This is a genomic window from Rahnella sp. P4_A8, from assembly GCF_056402435.1.
The window spans coordinates 26,474-50,740 of record NZ_JBFUHK010000030.1 but is presented as its reverse complement, the minus strand read 5'-3'; the positions used below and the strand labels follow the sequence as shown (position 1 = coordinate 50,740).

Annotated in this window: 23 protein-coding genes; 19 read left to right on the top strand and 4 right to left on the bottom strand. The window is 52.5% G+C overall.

Features of this window, described 5'->3' with window-relative positions; all coding sequences use genetic code 11:
* Together AC1DUO_RS15530 and AC1DUO_RS15525 are read right to left on the bottom strand one after the other, a co-directional pair.
* The coding region (locus tag AC1DUO_RS15530; RefSeq protein ID WP_477987879.1) for a M48 family metallopeptidase at positions 1–995 on the bottom strand (995 nt) is incomplete at its 3' end.
* Between the two features lie 3 nt (positions 996–998).
* On the bottom strand, positions 999–2,189 hold the full coding sequence (locus AC1DUO_RS15525) for a YjgN family protein (RefSeq protein ID WP_013577156.1): 1,191 nt from the start codon (positions 2,187–2,189) through the stop codon (positions 999–1,001).
* A gap of 260 nt (positions 2,190–2,449) precedes the next feature.
* Between AC1DUO_RS15525 and AC1DUO_RS15520 the strand changes: the two genes are divergently transcribed.
* From AC1DUO_RS15520 to AC1DUO_RS15505, 4 genes are all read left to right on the top strand, one after another.
* A complete protein-coding gene (locus tag AC1DUO_RS15520) occupies positions 2,450–2,953 on the top strand; it encodes a GNAT family N-acetyltransferase (protein ID WP_112151033.1) in 504 nt (167 codons plus the stop codon).
* Positions 2,954–2,997: 44 nt separating this feature from the next.
* Positions 2,998–3,738, top strand: coding sequence for a MurR/RpiR family transcriptional regulator (locus AC1DUO_RS15515; protein WP_037035108.1), 741 nt, complete (start codon positions 2,998–3,000; stop codon positions 3,736–3,738).
* A 147-nt stretch (positions 3,739–3,885) separates the two neighbouring features.
* Positions 3,886–5,418 carry a PTS transporter subunit EIIC gene (locus tag AC1DUO_RS15510; RefSeq protein ID WP_013577159.1) on the top strand — a complete coding sequence of 511 codons (1,533 nt, stop codon included), beginning with the start codon at positions 3,886–3,888 and terminating at the stop codon, positions 5,416–5,418.
* Between the two features lie 64 nt (positions 5,419–5,482).
* Entirely contained in the window at positions 5,483–6,916 is a 1,434-nt protein-coding gene (locus AC1DUO_RS15505) for a 6-phospho-beta-glucosidase (protein ID WP_013577160.1), read from the top strand.
* Positions 6,917–6,952: 36 nt separating this feature from the next.
* Here AC1DUO_RS15505 and rraB read toward each other — a convergent pair whose 3' ends face one another.
* The gene (gene rraB / locus AC1DUO_RS15500) at positions 6,953–7,378 is read right to left on the bottom strand and encodes a ribonuclease E inhibitor RraB (RefSeq protein ID WP_119262127.1); all 426 of its coding nucleotides are present in this window, start codon (positions 7,376–7,378) and stop codon (positions 6,953–6,955) included.
* A gap of 168 nt (positions 7,379–7,546) precedes the next feature.
* On the opposite strand from rraB, the gene argF (AC1DUO_RS15495) reads away from it, so the two are divergent.
* Positions 7,547–8,554 (top strand): ornithine carbamoyltransferase, encoded by a 1,008-nt coding sequence (argF, locus tag AC1DUO_RS15495; RefSeq protein ID WP_037035102.1) that lies wholly within the window; start codon positions 7,547–7,549, stop codon positions 8,552–8,554.
* Positions 8,555–8,714: 160 nt separating this feature from the next.
* Positions 8,715–10,517 (top strand): sugar phosphorylase, encoded by a 1,803-nt coding sequence (locus AC1DUO_RS15490; RefSeq protein ID WP_013577163.1) that lies wholly within the window; start codon positions 8,715–8,717, stop codon positions 10,515–10,517.
* On the opposite strand, the gene AC1DUO_RS15485 is transcribed toward AC1DUO_RS15490, so the two are convergent.
* Positions 10,498–10,968, bottom strand: coding sequence for a NanQ anomerase/TabA/YiaL family protein (locus AC1DUO_RS15485; protein ID WP_013577164.1), 471 nt, complete (start codon positions 10,966–10,968; stop codon positions 10,498–10,500). The two genes, AC1DUO_RS15490 and AC1DUO_RS15485, sit on opposite strands and share 20 nt — an antisense overlap.
* 688 nt (positions 10,969–11,656) lie before the next feature.
* Between AC1DUO_RS15485 and arcA the strand changes: the two genes are divergently transcribed.
* The 13 genes from arcA (at position 11,657) to AC1DUO_RS15420 (ending at position 24,264) form a co-directional block, all read left to right on the top strand.
* Entirely contained in the window at positions 11,657–12,877 is a 1,221-nt protein-coding gene (gene arcA / locus AC1DUO_RS15480) for an arginine deiminase (protein WP_477987873.1), read from the top strand.
* Positions 12,878–12,899: 22 nt separating this feature from the next.
* Positions 12,900–13,811, top strand: coding sequence for a carbamate kinase (arcC, locus tag AC1DUO_RS15475; protein WP_013577166.1), 912 nt, complete (start codon positions 12,900–12,902; stop codon positions 13,809–13,811).
* A gap of 33 nt (positions 13,812–13,844) precedes the next feature.
* Positions 13,845–14,852, top strand: coding sequence for an ornithine carbamoyltransferase (gene argF / locus AC1DUO_RS15470; RefSeq protein WP_013577167.1), 1,008 nt, complete (start codon positions 13,845–13,847; stop codon positions 14,850–14,852).
* A gap of 52 nt (positions 14,853–14,904) precedes the next feature.
* On the top strand, positions 14,905–16,308 hold the full coding sequence (locus AC1DUO_RS15465) for a YfcC family protein (protein ID WP_013577168.1): 1,404 nt from the start codon (positions 14,905–14,907) through the stop codon (positions 16,306–16,308).
* A gap of 61 nt (positions 16,309–16,369) precedes the next feature.
* On the top strand, positions 16,370–16,876 hold the full coding sequence (locus AC1DUO_RS15460) for an arginine repressor (RefSeq protein WP_013577169.1): 507 nt from the start codon (positions 16,370–16,372) through the stop codon (positions 16,874–16,876).
* 248 nt (positions 16,877–17,124) lie between these two features.
* On the top strand, positions 17,125–18,060 hold the full coding sequence (gene pyrB / locus AC1DUO_RS15455; RefSeq protein ID WP_013577171.1) for an aspartate carbamoyltransferase: 936 nt from the start codon (positions 17,125–17,127) through the stop codon (positions 18,058–18,060).
* Positions 18,061–18,079: 19 nt separating this feature from the next.
* Positions 18,080–18,544, top strand: a complete 465-nt coding sequence (pyrI, locus tag AC1DUO_RS15450; protein WP_013577172.1) for an aspartate carbamoyltransferase regulatory subunit — start codon at positions 18,080–18,082, stop codon at positions 18,542–18,544.
* Positions 18,545–18,599: 55 nt separating this feature from the next.
* Complete coding sequence (ridA, locus tag AC1DUO_RS15445; RefSeq protein WP_013577173.1) at positions 18,600–18,986, top strand: 2-iminobutanoate/2-iminopropanoate deaminase; 387 nt, start codon at positions 18,600–18,602, stop codon at positions 18,984–18,986.
* 208 nt (positions 18,987–19,194) lie between these two features.
* Entirely contained in the window at positions 19,195–20,646 is a 1,452-nt protein-coding gene (locus tag AC1DUO_RS15440; RefSeq protein ID WP_013577183.1) for a circularly permuted type 2 ATP-grasp protein, read from the top strand.
* Positions 20,640–21,581 carry an alpha-E domain-containing protein gene (locus AC1DUO_RS15435; protein WP_013577184.1) on the top strand — a complete coding sequence of 314 codons (942 nt, stop codon included), beginning with the start codon at positions 20,640–20,642 and terminating at the stop codon, positions 21,579–21,581. The genes AC1DUO_RS15440 and AC1DUO_RS15435 overlap by 7 nt, the downstream gene beginning before the upstream one ends.
* A complete protein-coding gene (locus AC1DUO_RS15430; protein ID WP_013577185.1) occupies positions 21,581–22,375 on the top strand; it encodes a transglutaminase family protein in 795 nt (264 codons plus the stop codon). Before AC1DUO_RS15435 ends, AC1DUO_RS15430 begins: the two co-directional genes overlap by 1 nt.
* A gap of 26 nt (positions 22,376–22,401) precedes the next feature.
* Entirely contained in the window at positions 22,402–23,133 is a 732-nt protein-coding gene (locus AC1DUO_RS15425; protein ID WP_013577186.1) for a proteasome-type protease, read from the top strand.
* 99 nt (positions 23,134–23,232) lie between these two features.
* Complete coding sequence (locus AC1DUO_RS15420) at positions 23,233–24,264, top strand: LacI family DNA-binding transcriptional regulator (protein ID WP_013577187.1); 1,032 nt, start codon at positions 23,233–23,235, stop codon at positions 24,262–24,264.
* The last annotated feature ends 3 nt before the right edge of the window (positions 24,265–24,267 follow it).

Sequence of the window (24,267 nt, the reverse complement as noted above, 5' to 3'; positions counted from 1 at the left end):
ATACGTGACTGCATCGCAGGATGTGTGCTGAGCCAGTCAGGTAACACGCCGTCCGCTTTCTCCTTCTGCGATTCTGCGGATACCCTGCTGTATATTTCCGCCATTTGCTCAAGCGAGCGCCCTTCCCGCTTCATTTCTGCTATCGCCCAGTTATCCGCTTCACGCTCCATACCGCGGGAAAATTGCAGTTCATTCGCCAGCGATGCCGTTTGTAATAAGGTATCGCCAATGCCGCTGACATCTCCGGTCATCCATAACAGCGTGAGGGACACCAGCGAGGAACGCACCAGCATGCGCATGGGATGCCGGTAAGCGTGATGTCCCATCTCATGCAGCATTACCCCTGCCAGCGCGTCATCACCCGGGCTAAACGCCACCAGTTTATCGCTGAGGATCAGCGTGCCGTCAGTCAGCATGAAAGCGTTAGCCACATCGGGAATATTCATCAGCTTCAGCCGGACCGGCGTACGGTCGGTGCGTAATGACGGCGGGATCACCTGCTGGAAAAGCTGCTGAAGTGCTTTCTGTTTATCGGCAGGCAACGCCGAATCCCGGAAATCACTGGCGCTGAGCAGTGTCAGCGTATGACGCCCGAGGTTTTGCTCAACAGTGGTGGGAATTCGCTGCGCAATCACATTGCTGGCCCACGGCAATAAACCGTAGATATAAAAGAAAATCAGCAGGCAGGTCGCCAGTAAGGTGAGGAGCACCCCGCGCTTATGGCTTTCCATGCGGTATACCCAGCCGGGCCGGCGATGCTGCCGTAACCAGTGACGAAATGCACCGTCATCGGCAGGCACAAAACGGCCKCCATCGGGAAAAGTGAGAAACAGCGGGATCGTGCCCAGCGCATCAGAAACCTCGATCTCGCTGAGAGAAAAAGTCGGGTTCAGGTTTTCAGTTTCCAGCGCCAGACACGGGTCGCCGCCCAAAAAAAGGCGGGCAGCCTTGCGAGCTGCCCGTCCAGGAGGCTGATAAAAGCCTTCAATGATCATGCATTACATTCCGACGCCAAGGTCGAACGCCTGAGTCACTTCTTCTGCCACTGCCGTGTTGGCGGTGTCAGCATGCGCCTGAACTTCCAGCAGGGATAAATCACCGGTCACCGCCGTGCAGGCTGCCATATAGCGGGCGGAACGGACATGGGCGACAGGCGTTGCGAGCCCCAGCGAGCAGACCACAATCAGCGCATTGGTGAACAGCAGACCCAGATAAGACATCGTTTTCATGGATGAACGCAGTTTCACGCGGTCACCGATTTGCGTCTGGTTAAAGACGTAATTGCGCACAGCCACCACCTGATAGCTCGCCACCACCAGCGCGCCGACAAACATGATGATGAAGGCCAGAATGAAGCTGAATAAATTGCTCATCAGCATCATGCCCGCCATGTCTTCAGACATGCCCCCCATATAAGCCATCTGTAACAGCGTAGTGAAGAAGGAACCCATCAGCCACAGGGCGATGATCAGGAAAGGCAGGAATAACACAATGCCCAGCAGGCTATATTTAATAAATGCGGCTTTTTTCAGATCAGCGCGGAAAGCGGTATTGCCGAAAAAGAGATTATTCACATACAGATCGTGTGTCATGGCGCTGATAATACCCTGCACCGCTGCCACACCCGGTACCAATGCCACCGCCACTAATACCACGCTGATCAGAATCGCGCTGATACTGGCCATCTGAACGGCAATTAATACCACCGCAGTGATCGGAATATACAGCGCCAGCATTAACAGAATCGGACACAGATACATTGTCCAGTACGCGCGGCCTGTTTTGCAGTGATAGTTAAAACGCACGCCACGGTAACTGGTCATGATCGCGTTATAACGCCAGCTGCGGATAATCACCCAGGGCAATAGCGCGAGGAAAACCAGCGCAATCAACAGAGCCAGCTGAGGCAGCAGTGCGGCCAGAATATAAAAGACGATAATGCCGCCAATCACCAGCAAACGTCCTTTCAATATCTGAACGGGTTTTGCGTGGTAATCAAAACGGTCGCCATTAATTTCGGTATTACCGAGGAAATAACGACGACGGCGAACGGTCGCCCATGCCGAATAAATCCCCAGAGTGATGATGGTTAATAATGCATTAACCAGCCATATTGCGAAATACTCTCCGCCCTTGCCATGAAAACGTACCTGATGCAGGTTATCGTTATATTGATTATTATCTGACATTTTTATCTTTCGTCCTGAAAGGAATGGGAAGCCGCCCTTCTTAAAATAAAGAAAGGTGGCAGAGCACATTGTGTAACGATGAAGATTTAATCATGTCTCTGACCTTTCAGGCAACGAATTATTCCCTCTGCCAATGAAAAAAATTCGCATTTGGGATAAGTAAAATCATCGGGAAACGCCTGCGGCGTTGCATCAGCACGCCCTAAAATGGTATTAAAACGGTCTGTTTGTTTGCCTGTTATTGAAACTGAGTGAGTAACATGACGACCTCCCTTCCTGTCAGCGTGCGGGTGCGCCCGATACGCCATGAAGATAACGCTGCCATCGCTAACGTGATCCGCCACGTTTCTGCCGAATTTGGCCTGACCGCCGATAAAGGCTATACCGTCGCTGATCCGAATCTGGATCACCTGTTTGAAGCCTACAGCCAGCCCCGTTGTGCCTACTGGGTGGTAGAACTGGACGGGGTGGTCGCGGGCGGTGGCGGCGTCGCACCCTTATCCGGTGCAGATAACGATCTGTGTGAATTGCAGAAGATGTATTTTATGCCAGCACTGCGCGGTCAGGGGCTGGCAAAACGACTGGCCTTACAGGCCATTGAACATGCACGCCAGCAGGGCTTTGCCCGCTGCTATCTGGAAACCACCGCCAGTCTGACCCAGGCGATTGCGCTGTATGAACGTCTGGGTTTCCATCACATTGACTGCGCCCTCGGCAACACCGGCCATGTCGATTGTGAAGTGACGATGTTAAAACACCTCTGACACCGTTGACGTTCTTTATTCGCGCTTTGCAAACAGGCATCTGAATGTTCACACATAAAGCCATTTCCGCGTTAAACGAACTGGAACTGACGGTCTACAACTACATCGTCAAAAACGGCGATAAAGTCATGTACATGACCATTCGTGAACTGGCGGATGCCGCAGGTGTCTCGACCACGACAGTTTTGCGCTTCTGCAAGAAAATGGATTGCGACGGTTATTCCGAATTTCGTATCCGTTTCAAGTTGTTTTTAGAGCATGAAGAAAAGCCACCGGTGTCGTTTGGCATCAGTGAGATCATCAGTTATTTCAAAAGTATTAATAACAGTGAATTTGATGAATTATTAGAAAAGGCCGCCCGCCAGATTGCCAATGCGCAGCGTATTATATTTGTCGGCGTCGGGACATCAGGTTCATTAGGAAAATACAGCGCACGCTTTTTCTCTAATGTCGGAAAATTCAGTACCTTTATTGATGATCCTTATTTCCCGATCAACAGTGATATGTATAAAGACGCTATCGCTATTATTCTTTCTGTCTCGGGTGAAACGGAAGAAGTACTGCGTTTTGCTACGCAGTTCAGCCAGCATAATTGCAAAATCATCAGCCTCACTAACAGCGAGAACTCAACACTGGCGCGGCTTGCAGACCTCAACATCTCTTATCACATGCCGCAAATAGTCCTCGAAGGACAATATAATATTACCACGCAGATCCCGGTACTTTATATTATTGAGACCATCGGCAAGAAATTACCGTTAATAAAACGTGACTCAGCGCAATGAAAAAACAGGGTGTTTTTAATAAGTAACAAATCACCCGATTTGATTTTTGTTATATCGTGACAATACCTTTTCTTTTGCTACACTCCTGCCGACGAGTAAAAAAACAAAAAAGCTCACCTCTGTATTCCCGCAGGAGAATAATAAACAATGGCTATTGATTACGCTCAGACCGCTCAGGATATTGTTAAATATATTGGCGGTGATAATAATGTGATTAGCATCACGCATTGCGCCACACGTTTACGTTTTGTTCTGAAAGATAATAAAGCCGTCGATAAAGAAGAATTAAAACGAGTGAAAGGCGTTATCACCGTTATCGAGGCCGGCGGACAAATGCAGGTAGTGATCGGCAATCACGTGAGCGACGCGTACAAGCAGGTGCTGAAACTGATCCAGATTGACGAAAATGCACCGGTTTCTGCACCGAATGTGGGTATTGTCAGCCGCGTCATGGACGTGATATCCAGCATCTTTACGCCTTTCCTTTATCAGCTTGCCGCCTGCGGTATTTTGCAGGGGATTATTTCCTTCCTGGCTGCCATCGGCATTATGGACGCCAGCAGCGGTACCTACCGTATTCTTAATTTTGTGTCGTGGACGGCCTTTACCTTCCTGCCGGTGATGATTGCTTTCACCGCCGCGAAAAAATTCAACGTCAATCCTTTCACCGCAGTCATTACAGCCTGCGCGCTGATCAGCCCCGATTACATGAATATGCTGACGGCCTTTAAGATCACGTCGATCAACTCCGCCGATCCGGCCATGCAGCAACTGATGCGTGAAGCGGTCAGTAATCCTGATATTGCGAATATCCTGCAGAACGTGGTCGGTATTCCGGTTTCCGCACCAACGCTCGATTTCCTCGGTATTCCGGTGAAATACCTGAGCTATACCGCGTCGGTTATCCCGATCATTCTGATGGTCTGGGCGATGTCTTACATCGAGCACTTCTTCAATAAAGTGCTGCCGGTGGTGATCCGCAACCTGTTCACACCGATGTTCTGTATCGCGATTATGGTGCCGATGACCCTGCTGGTGTTTGGCCCGGTCGGAAACCTGATCGGTGGCGCGATTGGCGGCGTTTATAACACCCTTTATCACCTGAGCCCGACCATTGCAGGTTTCGTGGTGGGCGCATTCTGGCAGCCGCTGGTCACACTTGGCGTTCACTGGGGCATTACGCCGGTCACCGTCGGCAACTACGCGACGCTGGGTTACGACACTTTTACCGGCCTGCAGGCTTCTGCCGTCTTCGCGATGACCGGCAGCATGTTTGGCGTGTATCTGAAAACCCGCAGCCGCGAAATGAAAGGGATCTCATTGTCTGCGGGCGTCACCGGCCTGTTCGGTATCACTGAACCCGCTATTTATGGTGTGGCGCTGCGCCTGAAAAAACCTTTCCTGTGCAGTTGTGTCGCAGGAGGGATTGGCGGTGCGATTGCCGGTTCCTTTAATGCAGTTTCATGGAGCTACTGCCTGCCGGGGATTGCCGTACTGCCGGTGTTCTTCAAAGAAGGTCATATGCCACAGTTCCTCGGTTTCCTGTTGTCCATTAGCGTCGCCTTTGTGCTCGGTGCGTTGTTCACCTGGCTGGTCGGTTTCAAAGATGAACCCGATGTTACCGCGACCCAAAAAGTACCGGCAGAAACCCGTCGGGCTGCGCAGGCTGAAATGAATTAAATCTGACATTACGATCTACAGGGCAGAAGCAATCTGCCCTCATCAAGTATCCAGGGAGAATCAAATGAATCATCAGTTACCGAAAGATTTCTTGTGGGGCGGCGCGGTAGCGGCGCATCAGGTGGAAGGCGGCTGGAACCAGGGCGGCAAAGGCATCAGCATTTGCGACGTCCTGTCCGGCGGCGCGCACGGCGTTGACCGGGTGATGACCGACGGCGTGCTTGACGGCTACAGCTATCCGAACCACGAAGCCGTCGATTTCTACTCGCACTACAAAGAAGACATCGCGTTGTTCGCCGAAATGGGTTTCAAATGCTTCCGCACCTCGATTGCCTGGACGCGCATCTTCCCGAACGGTGACGAATTACAGCCAAACGAAGCCGGTCTGCAATTTTATGACGATATGTTTGATGAGCTGCTCAAACACAATATTGAGCCGGTGATCACCCTCTCCCACTTCGAAATGCCGTGGCATCTGGTGAAGGAATACGGCGGCTGGAAAAACCGTCAGGTCGTCGATTTCTTTGTGCGTTTCAGCCAGGTGGTGATGGAGCGTTACAAAGGCAAAGTGAAATACTGGATGACCTTCAACGAGATCAATAACCAGCGTAACTGGAAATATCCGCTGTTCGGTTATTGCTGCTCCGGCGTGGTATTTACCGAGGAGGAAAATCCGGAAGAGACGATGTATCAGGTGCTGCATCATCAGTTCGTGGCCAGCGCTAAAGTGGTGAAACTTGGCCATGACATCAACCCTGATTTTCAGATTGGCTGCATGATCGCCATGGTGCCGCTCTATCCGTTCTCCTGCCATCCTGACGACGTGATGTATTCCGTTGAAGCAATGCACGAACGCTTCCTGTTCAGCGACGTCCATATGCGCGGTTATTACCCGGCGTATGCGCTGAAAGAGTGGGAACGTCGCGGCTTCAACATCAAAATGGAAGATGGCGATTTACAGGCACTTCGCGATGGCTGTGCGGATTACATCGGCCTGAGCTATTACATGAGCAACGCGATTTCAGCGCACAATCCGAGTGATGATAATGGCTTGTCAGGTTTTGCGGGCAGCGTGCCGAATCCGCATGTGAAAGCGTCTGACTGGGGCTGGCAGATTGATCCCGTCGGGCTACGTTACACCCTGAATATTTTGTACGAGCGTTATCAGAAGCCGCTGTTTATTGTCGAGAATGGCTTTGGTGCGATCGACAAAGCGGGTGATGACGGCGTCATTCACGATGATTACCGCATTGCGTATCTGAAAGCACACATCGCACAGATGAAAAAAGCCGTGCTGGAAGACGGCGTGGATCTGATGGGTTATACGCCGTGGGGCTGCATCGACTGCGTGTCGTTTACCACCGGGCAGTACAGCAAACGTTATGGCTTCATTCACGTCGATAAAAACGATGATGGCAGCGGCACAATGGCACGCTCGAAAAAGGAGAGTTTCGGCTGGTATCAGAAAGTGATTGAGAGTAACGGGGACGTGCTTTAATTAACGCCTCCCCCTGCGAAGGGGGAGGCATTCAGATTAATGACGTTTTCCGTCATCATCTTCATCAATGAAATCTTCGTCTTCGCCTTCTTCACCTTCTTCGTCGTCATCGCCTTCGAAGTAAGTGCCCCAGCCGTCATAGTTGACGCCGTTGGCCTCGGCCAGATTCATCAGTTGCTCAACCTGGATGTCGATCAACTCCGCTTTCAGCGCGATTTCACTGATCACGTCGCAGCACATCACGGTTGAACCATCTTCCACTTCCAGTTCTTCAGCGTCAGTGACTTCATAACCCAGTTTGAATGCTTCAACTGCTGCTTTCTCCAGAACTTCAAACTTCTCTGAAGATAAGTGGTGTTCGATAGTGTAAAGCGCGTCAGGATCACTGCCATCATCCAGCAGTTCTTCGATGATTAAGCGAGTCTCTTCACGTTGTTCTTCCAGCAATTCACGGTTTGCCATATCTCTGTCCTCAATCAATGTGACGTTTGTACGCTATTTTCACACACCGCAGGGCGCGTCTCCACTATAAACGACAAAGTTTTTGCTGCGGGGTTGTATTTGCATATTCATCCAGTTAAATTGAATTTAAATTCAATCCGAAATGCTTACGCGCTATGGAGCGACATCATGAGTTTGTTGAGTAAACGTCATTTTCTCAGGTTACTGGATTTTACCCCGTCAGAGATTTCGTCACTGCTGAAACTCTCCGCAGAATTAAAAGCGGCTAAGAAAAACGGCACCGAAAAAGCCCGCCTGCAAGGCAAAAACATCGCGCTCATCTTCGAAAAAGACTCAACCCGCACCCGATGCTCTTTCGAAGTTGCCGCATACGATCAGGGGGCGAAAGTCACCTATCTCGGCCCAAGCGGCAGCCAGATCGGCCACAAAGAATCGATGAAAGATACTGCCCGCGTCCTTGGCCGCATGTACGACGGTATTCAGTATCGCGGTTACGGTCAGGATAAAGTGGAAATTCTGGCGCAATATGCCGGTGTCCCCGTGTGGAATGGCTTAACCAACGAATTCCACCCGACGCAGTTGCTGGCTGACCTGCTGACCATGCAGGAACACCTGCCGGGCCAGCCACTGAAAGGCATGCGTCTGGCCTATCTGGGCGACACCCGTAACAATATGGGCAATTCGCTGCTGGAAGCCGCCGCATTATGCGGTCTGGATTTGCGCCTTGTCGCACCGTCGGCCTGCTGGCCGGAAGCAGAACTGGTCGCCACCTGTGAGCACCTGGCGAAAGAAAATGGCGGCAGCATTACCCTGACCGAAGATATTGCGACCGGCGTGAAAGAGGCTGATTTCCTGTATACCGACGTGTGGGTTTCCATGGGCGAGCCGAAAGAAGTCTGGAAAGAGCGTATTAATTTGCTACGCCCTTATCAGGTCAACAGCGCGATGCTGGCGCTGACCGGCAATCCGCAGGTGAAATTCCTGCACTGTCTGCCAGCCTTCCATGACGACCAGACCACGCTGGGCAAACAAATGGCGGAAGAGTATGGCCTGCACGGCGGCATGGAAGTCACCGATGAAGTCTTTGAATCCAGCCACAGCGTAGTATTTGATCAGGCTGAAAACCGTCTGCATACCATCAAAGCGGTGATGGTTGCCACCCTCGGTAACGACTGATTTCCCCCGGGCGTGCAGTAAGGATACACTTCCTGCACGCTGCAATCTTTACATCGTTTTGCACTTTATCCCGCCCGTTCCCGCCAGAAGACTGCATTTTCAGCTAACCTTTTTAAAGCGCTTTGGTCAAAAAAACAAAAATGCAGAAGAAGGAACCGATATGAGCTCAGTCAATCTTGAGTATGTTCTGCGGCTGGAAAGCCTGTTAAGCAGGATTTACCCCCGGGAACACATCGCCGACCTGCTGAAAAAAATCCTGCATCTCGCCGACAAATGGAATTACGGCAAACACCGCACCACCCGCTGGGTGGATGGTACCAATATTTATCTGATTACTTATGGCGATAATATCCGTCACGGCGAGCAACCGCCGCTGGCGACGCTCAATCATTTCGCTAACACTTATCTGCGCGACATTATCAGCGACATCCATATTCTGCCGATGTATCCGTACAGTTCAGACGACGGCTTCAGCGTCATTGACTACCGGCGGATCGATGAACATCTTGGTGGCTGGTCAGATATTCATCACCTTTCGGCCAATTTCAACCTGATGTTTGATTGCGTGATCAACCATATTTCCCGCTCAAGCGAATGGATGAAAGGCTATCTGCATGACGATCCGTATTACAAAGATTACTTTATTGCCGCTAATCCCGAGCTGGATTACAGCCGCGTCGTGCGCCCGCGCGCTTCGCCGCTGCTCTCGCCATTTATCAAAACCGACGGCACCGAACTGTATCTGTGGACGACGTTCAGTGAAGATCAGATCGATATTAATTTCAAGAATCCTCAGGTCTTGCTGGAAAGCATTGATGTGCTGTTGCAATACGCCGCCAGCGGCGGACAGTCGATCCGCCTTGATGCGATTGGCTATATCTGGAAAGAAGCCGGGACGCGCTGCATTCACATGCCACAGGCGCATAACATCATTAAAGTCTGGCGCACTATTCTCGATGAAGTGATCCCCGGCACGCGGATCATCACTGAAACCAACGTTCCGCATCACGAAAATATCAGTTATTTCGGCGAAGGTGACGAGGCACACATGGTGTATCAGTTCCCGCTGCCACCGCTGACCTTGCACGCTTTTTTACGTCAGGACACCACCACGCTCACCCAATGGGCGCAAAGCCTGAATGCGGAAGCCCGTTACCCTGACACCACCTATTTCAACTTTCTTGCCAGCCACGACGGCATCGGTTTACGTCCGACCGAAACCTTCCTGACCGATGACGAACGTAAATACATGGCGCAGGAAACGCTGCGCAAGGAAGGCCGCGTGTCCTATAAAGACAACGGCGACGGCACCCATTCGCCTTACGAACTGAACATTAATTACCTGAGCGCGCTGACCGAACCGGAAGATAATACCGAGATGAAAGCCCGCAAGTTTCTGGCGGCACAGGCGCTGTTATTGTCGTTTATCGGCGTCCCGGCGATTTATATTCACAGCCTGCTGGGCAGCGAGAACGATCTCGACGGCATGCATCAGTCCGGGATCAACCGCCGCATCAACCGTAAAAAGCTGGATCTGATGGATATTGAAGCTGAACTGGAAAAAAAAGACGGCTTGCGCGCCCGCATTTTTTACGGATTACAGGCACTCATCAGGCACCGCCGCGAGCACCCGGCATTTTCACCGCAGGCTGGCCAGCGCGTGTTTGATCTGGGCAAATCGCTGTTTGCGATGGAACGCTATGATCCGAAAACCGAAGACCGGATCAGCTGCATATTCAATATCAGCGATCATTCGCAGATGCTGAAGCTGGCGGTCGAAGGGAAGGATCTGATTAGCGGAGAAGTATTTAACGGCCAGATGCGTCTCCAGCCGTGGCAGGTGGTGTGGATCAAACACAAACTCAAAGCGCCGGAACGTCTCGGCAGGCTGCGTCGCTGGCGGATGAAGCTGATCAAGCGCACAAAGCGCTACACAATAAGCATTAAGCGGACAATGCGCTGACGTTCATTTTCACCACGGCTTTACGCACATTGGCCGGTTCGCCGACGGCGCACAGCGGTTTATGCACTTCGCCCGGATAAAACACCACGAAATCGCCGGTCTGCATGATCATGGTTTTTTCCTGCTCACCGGCAGCCAGGAACGCGATGTCTTTCTCTTCCAGCCAGTCGGTATCGACATACCCTGCCGGTAAGTTGCTGAACGTCATGCCTTCGGTGCCGTTGAGGATAATCTGGATATCCAGATTACGTGCGTGGAACTCGGCACGGCGTTCAGCCTGTGGCGCAGTGGAATCATTGGAAACCAGCACAAAAACGTCGTTGCCGCGGATATCGTGTTTACCCAACGGGGTGTCCGGCGTGATGTGTTGTTTAACGTATTCAATGGCCTCGCGCAGCTCAGCGGGCAGATAAGGGACGAGATGCAGTGCGTGGATGTTTCCTGTGATCATCATAACCTCGGGTTTGTAATGCATGAGTGAAACAGCGTTTCATAAATACTAATCCTGTTTGCTGTCTGCTTGCCAGAGCGGGATCAAAATTTTGACTTTCTGGGGGATATTTTTGTGGCTGAACATCACCCGTAGCCGGTAAACAATGGTTATGCAGTCAGATTGCATAAACCCTGAAAACGTATTCAGTGTGGCCCTTTCATCCTGTTGGTATTACGGATTTTTTATAAAAACTCACTCACAGATCACAAAGTTAATTAAACCGAAAACACCCCAAATAAATCATAGTTATTTAAGGTTTCAGAGTATTTATAAATATTTAATCATGAAAAAAGACATTCTATGCAGACGAGAAATAAACCCCTTATTTTTTAGCGGATTATAACTGAGTAAACATTATCTCAATCGGTCATTTACTGTCAGGATAAATAATTACGCTGATATTTCGTTTATTATTCACTTTACTGCGCCCGCTAATAAATAAAACAATGACGCTTATCAATCAACATATAACCTCTTTCATCCGTTTATTCTGATGCGATCTGAATCACATATTAAATGCCTGAGCGGAATATTATTCACTCCGTTACGGGCACATTCCATTTCAGGTTGAATATATTATTTATTCTCCGCGTAATTCATTTGCCCAAAACATTATTTGGTCTTCTTTTTATAAAAAGGGATAAATATGAAACGGCATTATGTAGGATCCGAAATAGGCCAACTTCGCAGCATGATGCTTCACCGGCCAAATTTAAGTTTACAGCGACTCACCCCGTCGAATTGTCAGGAATTATTATTCGATGACGTACTTTCCGTTGAGCGCGCCGGAAAAGAGCATGACGTCTTCAGTCAGACCTTGCGCCAGCAAGGTGTGGAAGTCTTATTGCTCACTGACCTGCTGACGGAAACCCTCGATAACCGCGAGGCCAAAGACTGGCTGCTCAGCCGGCAAATCTCGGATTACCGGCTTGGGCCACAATTTGCCGAAGAGATTCGTGGCTGGCTGGCCGATCTTCCTCACCGGCAAACGGCCCGGTTTATGAGCGGCGGATTAACATACAGTGAAATTCCCGATACATTCCATAATATGGTCACAGATACGCATCAGTTAAATGACTTCGTGATTAAGCCTTTACCCAATCATTTATTTACCCGTGATACCTCCTGCTGGATATATAACGGCGTATCAGTTAATCCGATGGCAAAGGAAGCACGTAAACGGGAAACCAATAATTTACGGGCCATATATCGCTGGCACCCGCACTTTACCGATAACGAATTTATTACTTACTTTGGCGACGACGAATTTAATTACGACCACGCCACGCTGGAAGGTGGCGATGTTTTAGTCATTGGCCGTGGCGCAGTATTAATTGGTTTATCAGAACGCACGACACCGCAGGGTGTGGAGTTCCTCGCGCGTTCACTGTTCAAACATCAGCAAGCCACCAAAGTGATTGTGCTGCAATTACCGAAACACCGTTCCTGTATGCACCTTGATACCGTCATGACACATATCGATCTGGACACTTTCTCGGTGTATCCGGAAGTGGTGCGCGACACCACGTTGTGCTGGACGCTGACCGACAATGGTCACGGTGGCCTGCGTCGCACCGAAGAACCACAGTTCGTGCGGGCAATCGGTAAAGCGCTGGGCATTGACGACATCAGACTCATCACCACCGGTGGCGACAGTTTTGAAGCCGAACGCGAACAGTGGAATGACGCCAATAACGTCCTGACCGTGCGTCCCGGCGTGGTCATCGGCTACGAACGTAACACCCGGACTAACGAAAAATACGACAAAGCCGGAATCACCGTTCTCCCCATTCCGGGTGATGAACTGGGAAGAGGCCGCGGCGGCGCGCGTTGCATGAGCTGCCCGCTTGAACGCGACGACATCTGATCACCTATACCGGGAAAATTTCATGAACAAACCTGTTCTGGTTGTCGCCCTCGGCGGCAACGCATTGTTGCGCCGTGGCGAACCGCTCGAAGCCGAACTGCAGCGCAAAAACATCCGTCTGGCGGCCGAAACGCTGGCTGCGCTATGCCAGAAATGGCGCGTCGTGCTGGTGCACGGCAACGGCCCGCAGGTCGGATTGCTGGCGCTGCAAAACAGCGCTTATCCGGCAGTCGCGCCCTACCCGCTCGATATTCTGGTGGCACAAACACAGGGGATGATCGGCTATCTGTTGCAACAGGCGTTGAAAAATTGTCTGCCTGAGAGTCGCGTCTGCACCCTGCTGACGCAGGTGGAAGTCAGCCTACTCGATCCGGCATTTGATAAGCCGACGAAATACATCGGTCCGGTTTATACGCAGGCGCAGTCGGAAAATCTGGCCGCCGAAAAAGGCTGGGCGATGAAAGCCGACGGGCAGCATTTCCGCCGCGTGGTCGCCTCTCCTCAACCGCAGCGCATCCTCGAGATTGATGCCATCCGTGACTTGCTGGAAAAGCACTATCTGGTCATCTGTAACGGCGGCGGCGGTGTGCCGGTTCATCAGACCGCCGACGGGCTGGCAGGCGCAGAGGCCGTCATCGACAAAGACCTTTCGGCGGCGCTGCTGGCGCGTCAGTTACAGGCCGACGCGCTGCTGATCCTGACCGATGCCGATGCGGTGTACCTCGGCTGGGGCACGCCGGAGCAGCGTCCGCTGCATCAAATCACTACACGGGATCTCGCCGGTATGACCTTCGACGCCGGATCCATGGGGCCGAAAGTCAGTGCCGCCTGCCAGTTTGTCGACGCCTGCCACGGGCTGGCGGGGATCGGCGCACTGGAAGAGGGTGAAGCCATTCTGGCCGGTCTGAAAGGCACCTGTATCCGCGCGGAATAACCCGCCCTCACTTGATTATTTCAGGATGATGTTATGACTACCACATTGAAAAACCGTCATTTTCTTAAACTTCTTGATTTCACACCGGAAGAAATTCAGCAACTGATCACCCTGGCGCTGACGCTTAAAGACGATAAGCAAACGGGTCAGGAACGCCCTTGTCTGCGCGGAAAAAATATCGCGCTGATTTTTGAGAAAACCTCTACCCGCACCCGCTGTGCGTTTGAAGTCGCCGCGTTTGATCAGGGCGCACACGTGACTTATCTCGGCCCTGGCGGCAGCCAGATCGGACACAAGGAATCCATGAAAGACACCGCCCGCGTGCTGGGGCGAATGTATGACGGCATCGAATACCGGGGTTTTGCACAAAAGACGGTGGAAGAACTGGCGGAATTCTCCGGCGTACCGGTGTGGAACGGGCTGACCGACGAGTTTCATCCGACCCAAATCCTTGCCGACCTGATGACCATGCTTGAACACTCGCCGGGTAAAAAACTCAGTCAGATCAGCTTCGCTTATCTGGGCGATGCCCGAAATAATATGGGTAATTCCCTGATGGTCGGGGCCGCAAAAATGGGAATGGATATCCGTCTGATCGCGCCAAAATCCTTCTGGCCGGAAGAGACACTGGTCGCGACCTGCTGCGATATCGCCCGCACTACCGGCGCAAGGATCCTGCTGACAGAGCACGTTGATGAAGGCGTACAGGGCGTCGATTTTCTTTACACCGATGTCTGGGTGTCAATGGGCGAAGCCAAAACCGCCTGGGCAGAACGTATCAGTCTGATGACCCCGTATCAGGTTAATGCGGCGGTGCTTAACGCTACCGGCAATCCTGACGTCAAATTCATGCACTGCCTGCCCGCCTTCCATAACGAAGAAACCACCCTCGGCAAAGAACTGGAAATCGCTTACGGCATGAAAGGGCTGGAAGTGACGGATGACGTTTTTGAGTCTCCGCATTCCATCGTTTTTGATGAAGCCGAAAACCGTATGCACACCATAAAAGCGGTCATGGTCGCCACCCTTGGCGATGACTAAGCCCCTTGCGTGAAGGCGTTTTGCCTTCACGCTTTTTTTAAGGATTACGTTTATGCGTACATTCAAATTCCCTTCTGCCTACACCATTTTGTTTGTGCTTATCGCGCTGGTTGCGGGCCTGAGCTGGATTATCCCCGCCGGTCAGTACGACATGGCGATGAATGTCGGGCTGGGTAAAGAAGTTCCCGTCTCAGGCACCTATCACGCCGTTACCGGCAATCCGCAGGGGCTGGTGGATATTTTCCTCGCGCCCATTGATGGCCTGTACAACCACACCACCGGCCAGGCTGGCGCAATTGATGTCGCTTTATTTATTCTGATCATCGGCGGTTTTCTGGGCATCGTCACCAAAACCGGGGCAATCGACGCCGGAATTGAGCGGGTGACTGTCCGGCTTAAGGGCAAAGAAGAATGGATGATCCCGATCCTGATGGCACTGTTCGCCGCCGGTGGCACCATTTACGGCATGGCCGAAGAGTCATTGCCATTTTACACCCTTCTGGTACCGGTGATGATGGCGGCCCGTTTCGACCCGCTGGTCGCGGCGGCTACCGTACTGCTGGGCGCCGGGATTGGCACGCTCGGCTCGACGATCAATCCTTTTGCGACGGTGATTGCCGCCAATGCTGCCGGCATCCCCTTCACCCACGGGATCGGCCTGCGCGTGGCGATTCTGATCGTCGGCTGGCTGATCTGCGTGATCTGGGTGATGCGCTATGCCCGTAAAGTGCGCCGCGATCCCTCGCTTTCTGTTGTGGCTGATCAGTGGGACAGCAACCGCGCCCACTTTCTCGGTAACCGCAGCGATGAACTGCTGCCCTTTACCGGCGTACGTAAAATCATTCTGCTGATCTTCGCGCTGGCTTTTGTGGTGATGATTTATGGCGTATCGGTAAAAGGCTGGTGGATGGGGGAAATCTCCGGCGTTTTCCTGGCCGCAGCGATCCTGGTGGGGCTGATTGCCCGCATGAGTGAGGAAGAACTGACCTCGACATTCATTGATGGTGCACGCGACCTGCTCGGCGTGGCACTGATCATCGGCATTGCCCGTGGCATCGTGGTGATCATGGACAACGGCATGATCACCCACACCATTTTGCACAGCGCAGAAGGCATCGTTTCCGGATTATCCAGCGTGATTTTCATCAACGTCATGTTCCTGCTCGAAGTGGTGCTGTCGTTTCTGGTGCCCTCTTCATCCGGTCTGGCGGTGATGACCATGCCGATTATGGCGCCTCTCGCCGATTTCGCCCACGTCGGGCGTGAACTGGTGGTGACCGCTTATCAGTCGGCATCGGGGCTGGTGAATCTGGTCACGCCGACCTCCGCCGTCGTCATGGGCGGTCTGGCCATCGCGCGGGTGCCCTATGTCCGCTGGCTGAAATGGGTCGCACCTTTGATGGGAATTTTACTGGTATTGCTGATGTTCGCGCTAAGTCTCGGTTCTTTGGTTTAACTCTTTGTAGAAAATGATTTTTTTGCCATGTTGACGTCCTTTATTTACCGGGAACATAACCATGAAAAGAACGTTGTCTACACTTGAAAAAGAACACCAGCAACTGATCCTCTGCCATCAGCTTATTGCCAGCCGGAGTTTTTCATCACAGGAAGAACTGCGTGTGGAATTCCAGCGGGCGGGATACCGCAACATCGGCCAGTCCACCATTTCTCAATTGCTGAAAATACTGGGCGTCGTGAAGGTACAGAATGCCAAAGGCAAAAAGATTTACGCCCTCAATGAGCAATCTCAGCTTATCCCTGATGCCCTGAGGCCAGTGAGTGAAATGGTCACCGATGTGGATCACAATCCTCAATTTGTCGTGGTACATGTCATGCCGGGCTATGGCCGCGCCGTGGGGCGGATTATCGATCAACACCGGTTGCCGGAGGTGCTCGGCGTGATCGCATCGAGTACTTCCGTGCTGGTTGCGCCACGGGAAATGACAGAGCTGGACAGAGTTTGCAGGATAATCAGGCGAATACTGGCGATAAAGGAAAACCACGGCAGCAACCGTTTGCCTTAGGCCATTTTTCCGCTTGATGTCGTCAATGACCCGCGTATAATGCGCCACAATTTGTCGGGAGAACCCATGAACAATCGCCAGGTTTTGTGCTCAGATGATCGACCAAACACCGTGCCATCAGGCAGCCCGCTGCCGTTGTTCTTCCGTGGTATTACCGTTTTACTGAAAGCCCCTCATTGAGGGGCTTTTTTTTGTCCGGAATTTGAGCGCCACACTTTTTACGCGTAAAGAACAGGAGAATGACGACTATGGCCAATCCGCTGTATCAGAAAGACATCATTTCTATCAACGATCTCAGCCGCGAAGAGCTGGAACTGGTACTGGATACCGCTGCCAGCCTGAAAGCCAACCCGCAGCCTGAATTGCTGAAACACAAAGTGATCGCCAGTTGTTTCTTCGAAGCCTCAACCCGCACACGTCTGTCATTTGAAACGTCGATGCATCGTCTGGGCGCCTCGGTGGTGGGTTTCTCCGACAGCAGCAACACCTCGCTCGGCAAAAAAGGCGAAACGCTGGCCGATACCATTTCGGTCATCAGCACCTACGTTGATGCGATTGTGATGCGCCATCCGCAGGAAGGCGCGGCGCGTCTGGCGACCGAATTCTCCGGCGGTATTCCGGTGCTCAACGCAGGCGACGGAGCGAACCAGCATCCGACGCAAACCCTGCTGGATTTGTTCACCATTCAGGAAACTCAGGGCCGTCTCGACAACATTAAAATCGCCATGGTCGGCGACCTGAAATATGGCCGCACGGTACATTCCCTGGCACARGCACTGGCGAAATTTAACGGCAACCGCTTCTACTTTATCGCGCCGGACGCGCTGGCGATGCCGGGGTATATCCTGACGTTGCTGGAAGAGAAAGGCATCGAATACAGCCTGCACAGCAGCATTGATGAAGTGGTGTCTGAAATCGATATTCTGTACATGACCCGCGTGCAAAAAGAGCGTCTGGATCCATCGGAATACGCCAACGTGAAAGCACAGTTTGTCCTGCGGGCTGCCGATCTGACCCATGCTCAGCCGCACCTGAAAGTGCTTCACCCGCTGCCGCGTATCGATGAAATCACGCCGGATGTGGATAAAACGCCATATGCCTGGTATTTCCAGCAGGCCGGTAACGGAATTTTTGCGCGTCAGGCTTTGCTGGCGCTGGTTCTGAACGCAGACACTGCACAGTAAACTTGAGGAGAAAACGATTATGACGCACGACAATAAACTTCAGGTTGAAGCGATCAAATGCGGTACGGTCATCGACCATATTCCGGCACAGGTCGGATTTAAATTACTGTCGCTGTTCAAGTTTACCCAGACGGAACAACGTGTGACGGTCGGCCTGAACCTGCCTTCCGGCGAGCTGGGCCGCAAAGACATCATCAAAATTGAAAACACCTTTCTGACCGACGAACAGGTCAATCAGCTGGCGGTGTATGCCCCGCGCGCGACGGTGAACCGCATCGACAATTACGACGTGGTGAAAAAGCTGATGCCGACGCTGCCGGACCGGATTGTCGGCGTACTGCGCTGCCCGAACGGCAACTGCATCAGCCGTTTTGAACCGGTGGACTCCAGCTTTGCGGTGAAACAGCGCGCAGACGGCGTGCACCTGAAATGCAAATACTGCGAAAAAGAGTTTGAGCATCAGGTGGTGCTCAATAACGACTGAGCCTTTATACTGGGGAACAATTTCTTGTTCCCCTTAACGCAAATCAGGAGACATTATGTCCCGCGAAATCAGCACTGAAAACGCCCCTGCCGCTATCGGTCCTTATGTTCAGGGCGTGGATCTGGGCAGTATGATCATCACTTCCGGCCAGATCCCAGTGGATCCTAAAACCGGCTCTGTGGCTGACGACATTTCTGCACAAACGCGCCAGTCACTGGAAAACGTACAGGCGATCGTTGAAGCCGCTGGCCTGAAAGTGTCAGATATTGTGAAAACCACCGTTTTCGTGAAAGATCTGAATGACTTCGCCACCGTTAACGCCACGTATGAAGCCTTCTTCACCGAGCACAACGCGCCATTCCCGGCCCGTTCTTGCGTTGAAGTCGCCCGTCTGCCAAAAGACGTAAAAATCGAAATCGAAGCCATCGCCGTCCGCCGTTAATTCGCGTCAGTGATGCACCAGACCAGCCTGCGGGCTGGTTTTTTTTGCCCCATTTTCAGGCAAACAAACTTCTCCTCGCCCTATAATTAAGCAGACCGCCCCCTTTTCACCTGATTTTCAGCCCGTTTTGCACGCTGGCACACTTTATGCCTGATCTTCATTGTTATTGAACGATTCAATTGCAGCCTGTCCAGTTTGTGAGGTGATGATGATCAAGATTGACCTTTCCGATTCACCCTTTTTTGATGAAATGTTGATGGCTGAAGGCAAACACCGCAGCCATTATCAGGCCTACTGGCAGTGGTTGCAGCAAGCCGATCAACAGGCAGTCCAGCGCAAAAAAGAGGAAGCTGCGCTGTTGTTTCACCGGGTGGGGATTACCTTTAATGTTTATGGCGAAGATGATGGCGCGGAACGGCTGATCCCGTTTGACAGCGTGCCACGCATTATTCCGGCCAGCGAATGGCAGATGCTTGATCGCGGGATCCGTCAGCGGGTTCAGGCGCTTAATGCTTTTCTGCATGATATTTATCATGACCAGAAGATCCTCAAGGCAGGGATCGTGCCCGCCGAACAGGTGCTGGCCAACGATCAGTATCAGCCCTGCATGCAGGGCATCGATCTTCACCGTGATACCTATGCCCACATTGCCGGAACCGACATGGTGCGGGGAGGCGATGGCGAATACTACGTGCTGGAAGACAACCTGCGCACGCCGTCCGGTGTGTCTTACATGATGGAAAACCGCAAAATGATGATGCGGTTATATCCCGAATTGTTTGCCGAGCAGCGTATCGCGCCGGTTTCCCGCTACCCTTCCCACTTACTGCAAACCCTGCGCGAAAGCACCACCGTCAACGATCCGACCGTCGTGGTACTGACGCCCGGCCGCTTTAACAGTGCCTATTTCGAGCACAGTTTCCTCGCACAACAAATGGGCGTTGAACTGGTAGAAAGCGTCGATCTGTTCGTGAAAGACGGCGCGGTGTTTATGCGCACCACCGCCGGACCGTGCAAGATTGACGTGATCTACCGGCGTATCGACGACGCCTTCCTCGATCCGCTGGCGTTCCGCGCCGATTCCATGCTCGGGGTTCCCGGCCTGCTGTCGGTGTATCGATCCGGTGGTGTGGTGCTGGCGAATGCGATCGGTACCGGCGTGGCGGATGATAAATCGATCTACCCGTATGTACCGGAGATGATCCGTTACTACCTGGCGGAAGATCCGATCCTCAATAACGTGCCGACGTGGCAATGCCGCAAGGAAAGCGATCTGTCTTTCGTGCTGGCCAACCTGGAAAAAATGGTGGTGAAAGAGGTTCATGGCGCAGGCGGTTACGGCATGCTGATTGGGCCGACGGCCAGCAAGGCAGAAATTGAACGCTTCCGCGAATTACTGCGCATCCGCCCGGAAAACTACATCGCGCAGGAAACGCTGGCGCTTTCCACCTGCCCGACCTTTGTCGGTAACGGGCTGGCACCGCGTCATATCGACCTGCGGCCATTTGCGCTGACCGGCGCCGAAATTCGTCTGGTACCGGGCGGATTAACCCGCGTAGCGCTGGAAGAAGGCTCGCTGGTAGTGAATTCATCTCAGGGCGGCGGGACCAAAGATACCTGGGTGCTGGAAGAAAATCCGACGGAGGATGACGCATGCTAAGCAGAACAGCCAGCGAACTGTACTGGATGGCGCGTTATCTGGAACGCGCCGAGAATATTGCACGCCTGCTGGACGTGACCAATAAGCTGTCGATGATGTCGATCCGTGACGTCAACGCACGCGATGAAAACAATGATTTACTGGTACCGCTGACCATGACCGGTACGCGGACACTGTTCAACGAGCACTATCCGCAGGAGTCGATGGGTAATCTGCTCAACTTCTTCGCTCTGGACAGCTTCAACCACAGCAGCATTTTCAGTTGCCTGCAAATGGCCTGGAACAATGCGCATGCGGTGCGCGGCAGTCTTTCTTCTGAAGTCTGGGAAAGCATCAATGCCACCTGGATAGAGATGAAACTGATCCGCCGTCAGGGCGTCGGTTCTGCCGGTGCAGACGCTTTCTTCGACTGGGTCAAGGAGCGCTCACATCTGTTCCGCGGTGCGATGTTCGGCACATTACTGCGCAGTGATGCACTGAACTTTATCCGCCTCGGCACCATGCTTGAGCGTGCGGACAGCACCGCCCGCCTGCTGGATGCCAAAAATCAGTTACTGAATGCCGATGAAGATCCGGTGCGCGAGTACTACCGGATGGACACGCTGCTGCGTGCGGTCAGCGCCCGCGAAGCGTTCCACACGCTTTATAAGCAGCAACTTAGCCAGAAACGTATTGCCGAGCTGCTGATACTGCGCCGCGAGTTACCGCGTTCTCTGCTTTCCTGTGTCGAAATCATGGCCGAACAGCTGGAGGAAATCGGCGGCAGCGCAGGCAATTTGCCACGTCGCCGTGTCCATACCCTTCATGCTCAGCTTCGCTTCACCGAAATGGACGAGATTGTTGAGATGGGTCTCAGCCCCTGGTTGATGCAGTTTCTGGATCAGACCAATGCCATCGCTGAGAGCATTCATCAAACCTATCTGGAGGCCCAATAATGAAACTGAATGTCACACATCAGACGCATTACAGCTATGCGCAACAGGTTAAACACAGCACGCAATATCTGCGCCTCACACCGCAGGATTCCAGCCATCAGAAGATTTTGTCGTGGGATCTGACCTTGCCGGAATATGCCACCCGCACGCTGGATGCCTATGGCAATGTGCTGCATGTCCTGACGCTCGATCAACCCCATCAGGCGATCACCATTGAAGCCAACGGCGTGGTCGAGATTGAAGACAATACGGAAGACGATAATTGCGGGCATCTCTCGCCGCTGGTGTTTTTGCGCACCAGCCCGCTGACCCTGGCCGATGGCGCGATCCGCGATTTCGCCAGCCGTTATTACCGGCCGCAGGCACAGCATGAAAGTCTGTGCAGCCTGATGGGCGAACTGCTGCTGAAAATGCCTTACAACCCCGGCAGCACCACGGTGAAAGACAGCGCCTCACAAGCCTTTTCAGCACAAACCGGCGTATGTCAGGACCACACACACGTTTTCCTGGCCTGCTGCCGCAGCCTGGGCATTCCGGCGCGTTACGTCAGCGGCTATCTTTACTCGGAAGACTCGGCGCATGTGGCCATGCATGCGTGGGCGGAAGCCTGGCTGGATGACCGCTGGCAGAGCTTCGATGTCACCAATAACACCTGTAAACCGAATCAGCATTTGAAACTGGCTATCGGCATAGATTATCTTGATGCATGCCCGGTCCGCGGTATCCGGTTAGGGGGAGGAAGCGAAGACATGCGCACTGTCGCGGCCGTTGCCATACTCGACGTTCCGCAATGATCCTGAATACCTGAGGAAACCTTTTTATGACTTACTGTGTGGCCATGCGCTTGTCCTCTGGCCTGGTGTTTGTTTCAGATTCACGCACCAATGCCGGAGTGGACCATATTTCCACCTTCCGTAAACTGCATGTTTTTCATCAAAGCGATGAACGCGTGCTGGTGATCCAGAGTGCCGGAAATCTGGCGACCACACAGAGCATTATCAGTCTGCTGCATCGTCGCTGCGCAGACGATGAGCGGGAAAACCTGCTGAACGTGAAGTCGCTTTACGATGCCGCCAGCCTGCTGGGTGAAACGGTGCGTGAAGTGATTGCACGGGACAGCGGCGCAAATCAGGGGGGCAATACAGATTTCAGCTGCAATCTGTTGCTCGGCGGACAGATTAAAGGTGAGGGCCAGCGGCTGTTCCACATTTATCCGCAGGGGAATTTCATCGAAGCCACGCACGACACGCCGTATTTCCAGATTGGTGAGAGTAAGTACGGTAAGCCGATTATCGATCGCGTACTGAGCTACGACACCGCGCTGGATCAGGCGATGCAATGTGCGCTGATTTCGATGGACTCCACACTGCGCAGTAATCTTTCCGTCGGCCTGCCGCTGGATGTGATGACCTATCCGACAGACAGCTTCAGCGCCGCGCAACAGCACCGGATCACCGAAACACACCCGTATTTCGACATGATCCGCAAAGGCTGGGGCGAAGGCCTGCTGAGCATTTTTGCGCAGTTGCCGCCGCTGAAATTAGACGAGTAATAATCCGCCACATCAGGTCTGGGGAAAATGGACAACCTCAGACCTGCCCCGTATTATCAATATCCCGTCCTTAATACGGATATTTGAGGTGCATATATTGTGGCAGTCACTATTTATGATATTGCCCGTCTGGCAAAAGTGTCCAAATCTACCGTTTCCAGAGTTATTACCAACCAAACCAATATTTCGCCAGATGCCCGTGAGCGCGTGCTGGATGCTATCCGCACGCTGAATTATCAGCCAAGCAAACTGGCGCGGGCGCTGACATCCAAAGGTTTTGATGCGATTTTAGTGATATCCACCCGTTCGACCAAAACAACCGCCGGGAACCCTTTCTTCTCCGAAATATTGCAATCCATTGCGCTGAGAGCGGAAGAAGAGGGTTTTGACGTTATTTTGCAGACGTCCAAAAATAGCGAAGAAGATCTGCAAAAGTGTGTCGCTAAAATAACGGAAAAAATGGTGAAAGGCGTGATAATGCTCAGTTCACCCGCCGATGAATATATTCTGGAACAGTTAGATAATTATCAGGTTCCTGTGGTGGTGATTGGCAATATTGAAGGAACATATCAGCACGTCTTTTCCGTCGATACCGATAATTTTCAGGACAGTTACCGGCTGACAGAACATCTTATTTCGCTCGGTCACCAGGATATTGCCTGCCTGCACGCGCCGCTGGATTATCACGTTTCCATTGACCGCCTTGCCGGTTATAAACGCGCCATGCAGGATGCCGGTCTGACTGCGCAACCGGGCCTGATGATTGACGGCGGTTATACCACCGAAAGCGCTTATCTGGCGGCGACGACATTGCTGCAAAAGGCGCATCCGCCGACGGCCGTTTTCGCCACGGATGCCGTGAAAGTCATGAGCATTTACCGCGCGGCCCATGAACAGAAAAAGATCATTCCCGATGAAATTTCCATCACCGGTTACAGCAGCGACAATATTTCGCCGATCCTGTCTCCGGGGCTGACCGGCATTGAAATTCCTATCCGCGAATTAGGCTGGCAGGGTTGCGGTGTGCTGTTCGATAAAATTTTCGATCGTCCCGGCGCGCATTCCCGCACGCTGGTGCCGACACAGCTGGTGGTGAATCATTCCGCCATAGAAATCACTGCCGGAAAATAAGAA

What these genes read in the sequence shown, in the direction of transcription:
- AC1DUO_RS15525 (WP_013577156.1), bottom strand. Translation starts at nt 2,189, where the DNA reads ATGTCAGATAATAATCAATATAACGATAACCTGCATCAGGTACGTTTT.
- AC1DUO_RS15520 (WP_112151033.1), top strand. Translation starts at nt 2,450, where the DNA reads ATGACGACCTCCCTTCCTGTCAGCGTGCGGGTGCGCCCGATACGCCAT.
- AC1DUO_RS15515 (WP_037035108.1), top strand. Translation starts at nt 2,998, where the DNA reads ATGTTCACACATAAAGCCATTTCCGCGTTAAACGAACTGGAACTGACG.
- AC1DUO_RS15510 (WP_013577159.1), top strand. Translation starts at nt 3,886, where the DNA reads ATGGCTATTGATTACGCTCAGACCGCTCAGGATATTGTTAAATATATT.
- AC1DUO_RS15505 (WP_013577160.1), top strand. Translation starts at nt 5,483, where the DNA reads ATGAATCATCAGTTACCGAAAGATTTCTTGTGGGGCGGCGCGGTAGCG.
- rraB (WP_119262127.1), bottom strand. Translation starts at nt 7,378, where the DNA reads ATGGCAAACCGTGAATTGCTGGAAGAACAACGTGAAGAGACTCGCTTA.
- argF (WP_037035102.1), top strand. Translation starts at nt 7,547, where the DNA reads ATGAGTTTGTTGAGTAAACGTCATTTTCTCAGGTTACTGGATTTTACC.
- AC1DUO_RS15490 (WP_013577163.1), top strand. Translation starts at nt 8,715, where the DNA reads ATGAGCTCAGTCAATCTTGAGTATGTTCTGCGGCTGGAAAGCCTGTTA.
- AC1DUO_RS15485 (WP_013577164.1), bottom strand. Translation starts at nt 10,968, where the DNA reads ATGATCACAGGAAACATCCACGCACTGCATCTCGTCCCTTATCTGCCC.
- arcA (WP_477987873.1), top strand. Translation starts at nt 11,657, where the DNA reads ATGAAACGGCATTATGTAGGATCCGAAATAGGCCAACTTCGCAGCATG.
- arcC (WP_013577166.1), top strand. Translation starts at nt 12,900, where the DNA reads ATGAACAAACCTGTTCTGGTTGTCGCCCTCGGCGGCAACGCATTGTTG.
- argF (WP_013577167.1), top strand. Translation starts at nt 13,845, where the DNA reads ATGACTACCACATTGAAAAACCGTCATTTTCTTAAACTTCTTGATTTC.
- AC1DUO_RS15465 (WP_013577168.1), top strand. Translation starts at nt 14,905, where the DNA reads ATGCGTACATTCAAATTCCCTTCTGCCTACACCATTTTGTTTGTGCTT.
- AC1DUO_RS15460 (WP_013577169.1), top strand. Translation starts at nt 16,370, where the DNA reads ATGAAAAGAACGTTGTCTACACTTGAAAAAGAACACCAGCAACTGATC.
- pyrI (WP_013577172.1), top strand. Translation starts at nt 18,080, where the DNA reads ATGACGCACGACAATAAACTTCAGGTTGAAGCGATCAAATGCGGTACG.
- ridA (WP_013577173.1), top strand. Translation starts at nt 18,600, where the DNA reads ATGTCCCGCGAAATCAGCACTGAAAACGCCCCTGCCGCTATCGGTCCT.
- AC1DUO_RS15440 (WP_013577183.1), top strand. Translation starts at nt 19,195, where the DNA reads ATGATCAAGATTGACCTTTCCGATTCACCCTTTTTTGATGAAATGTTG.
- AC1DUO_RS15435 (WP_013577184.1), top strand. Translation starts at nt 20,640, where the DNA reads ATGCTAAGCAGAACAGCCAGCGAACTGTACTGGATGGCGCGTTATCTG.
- AC1DUO_RS15430 (WP_013577185.1), top strand. Translation starts at nt 21,581, where the DNA reads ATGAAACTGAATGTCACACATCAGACGCATTACAGCTATGCGCAACAG.
- AC1DUO_RS15425 (WP_013577186.1), top strand. Translation starts at nt 22,402, where the DNA reads ATGACTTACTGTGTGGCCATGCGCTTGTCCTCTGGCCTGGTGTTTGTT.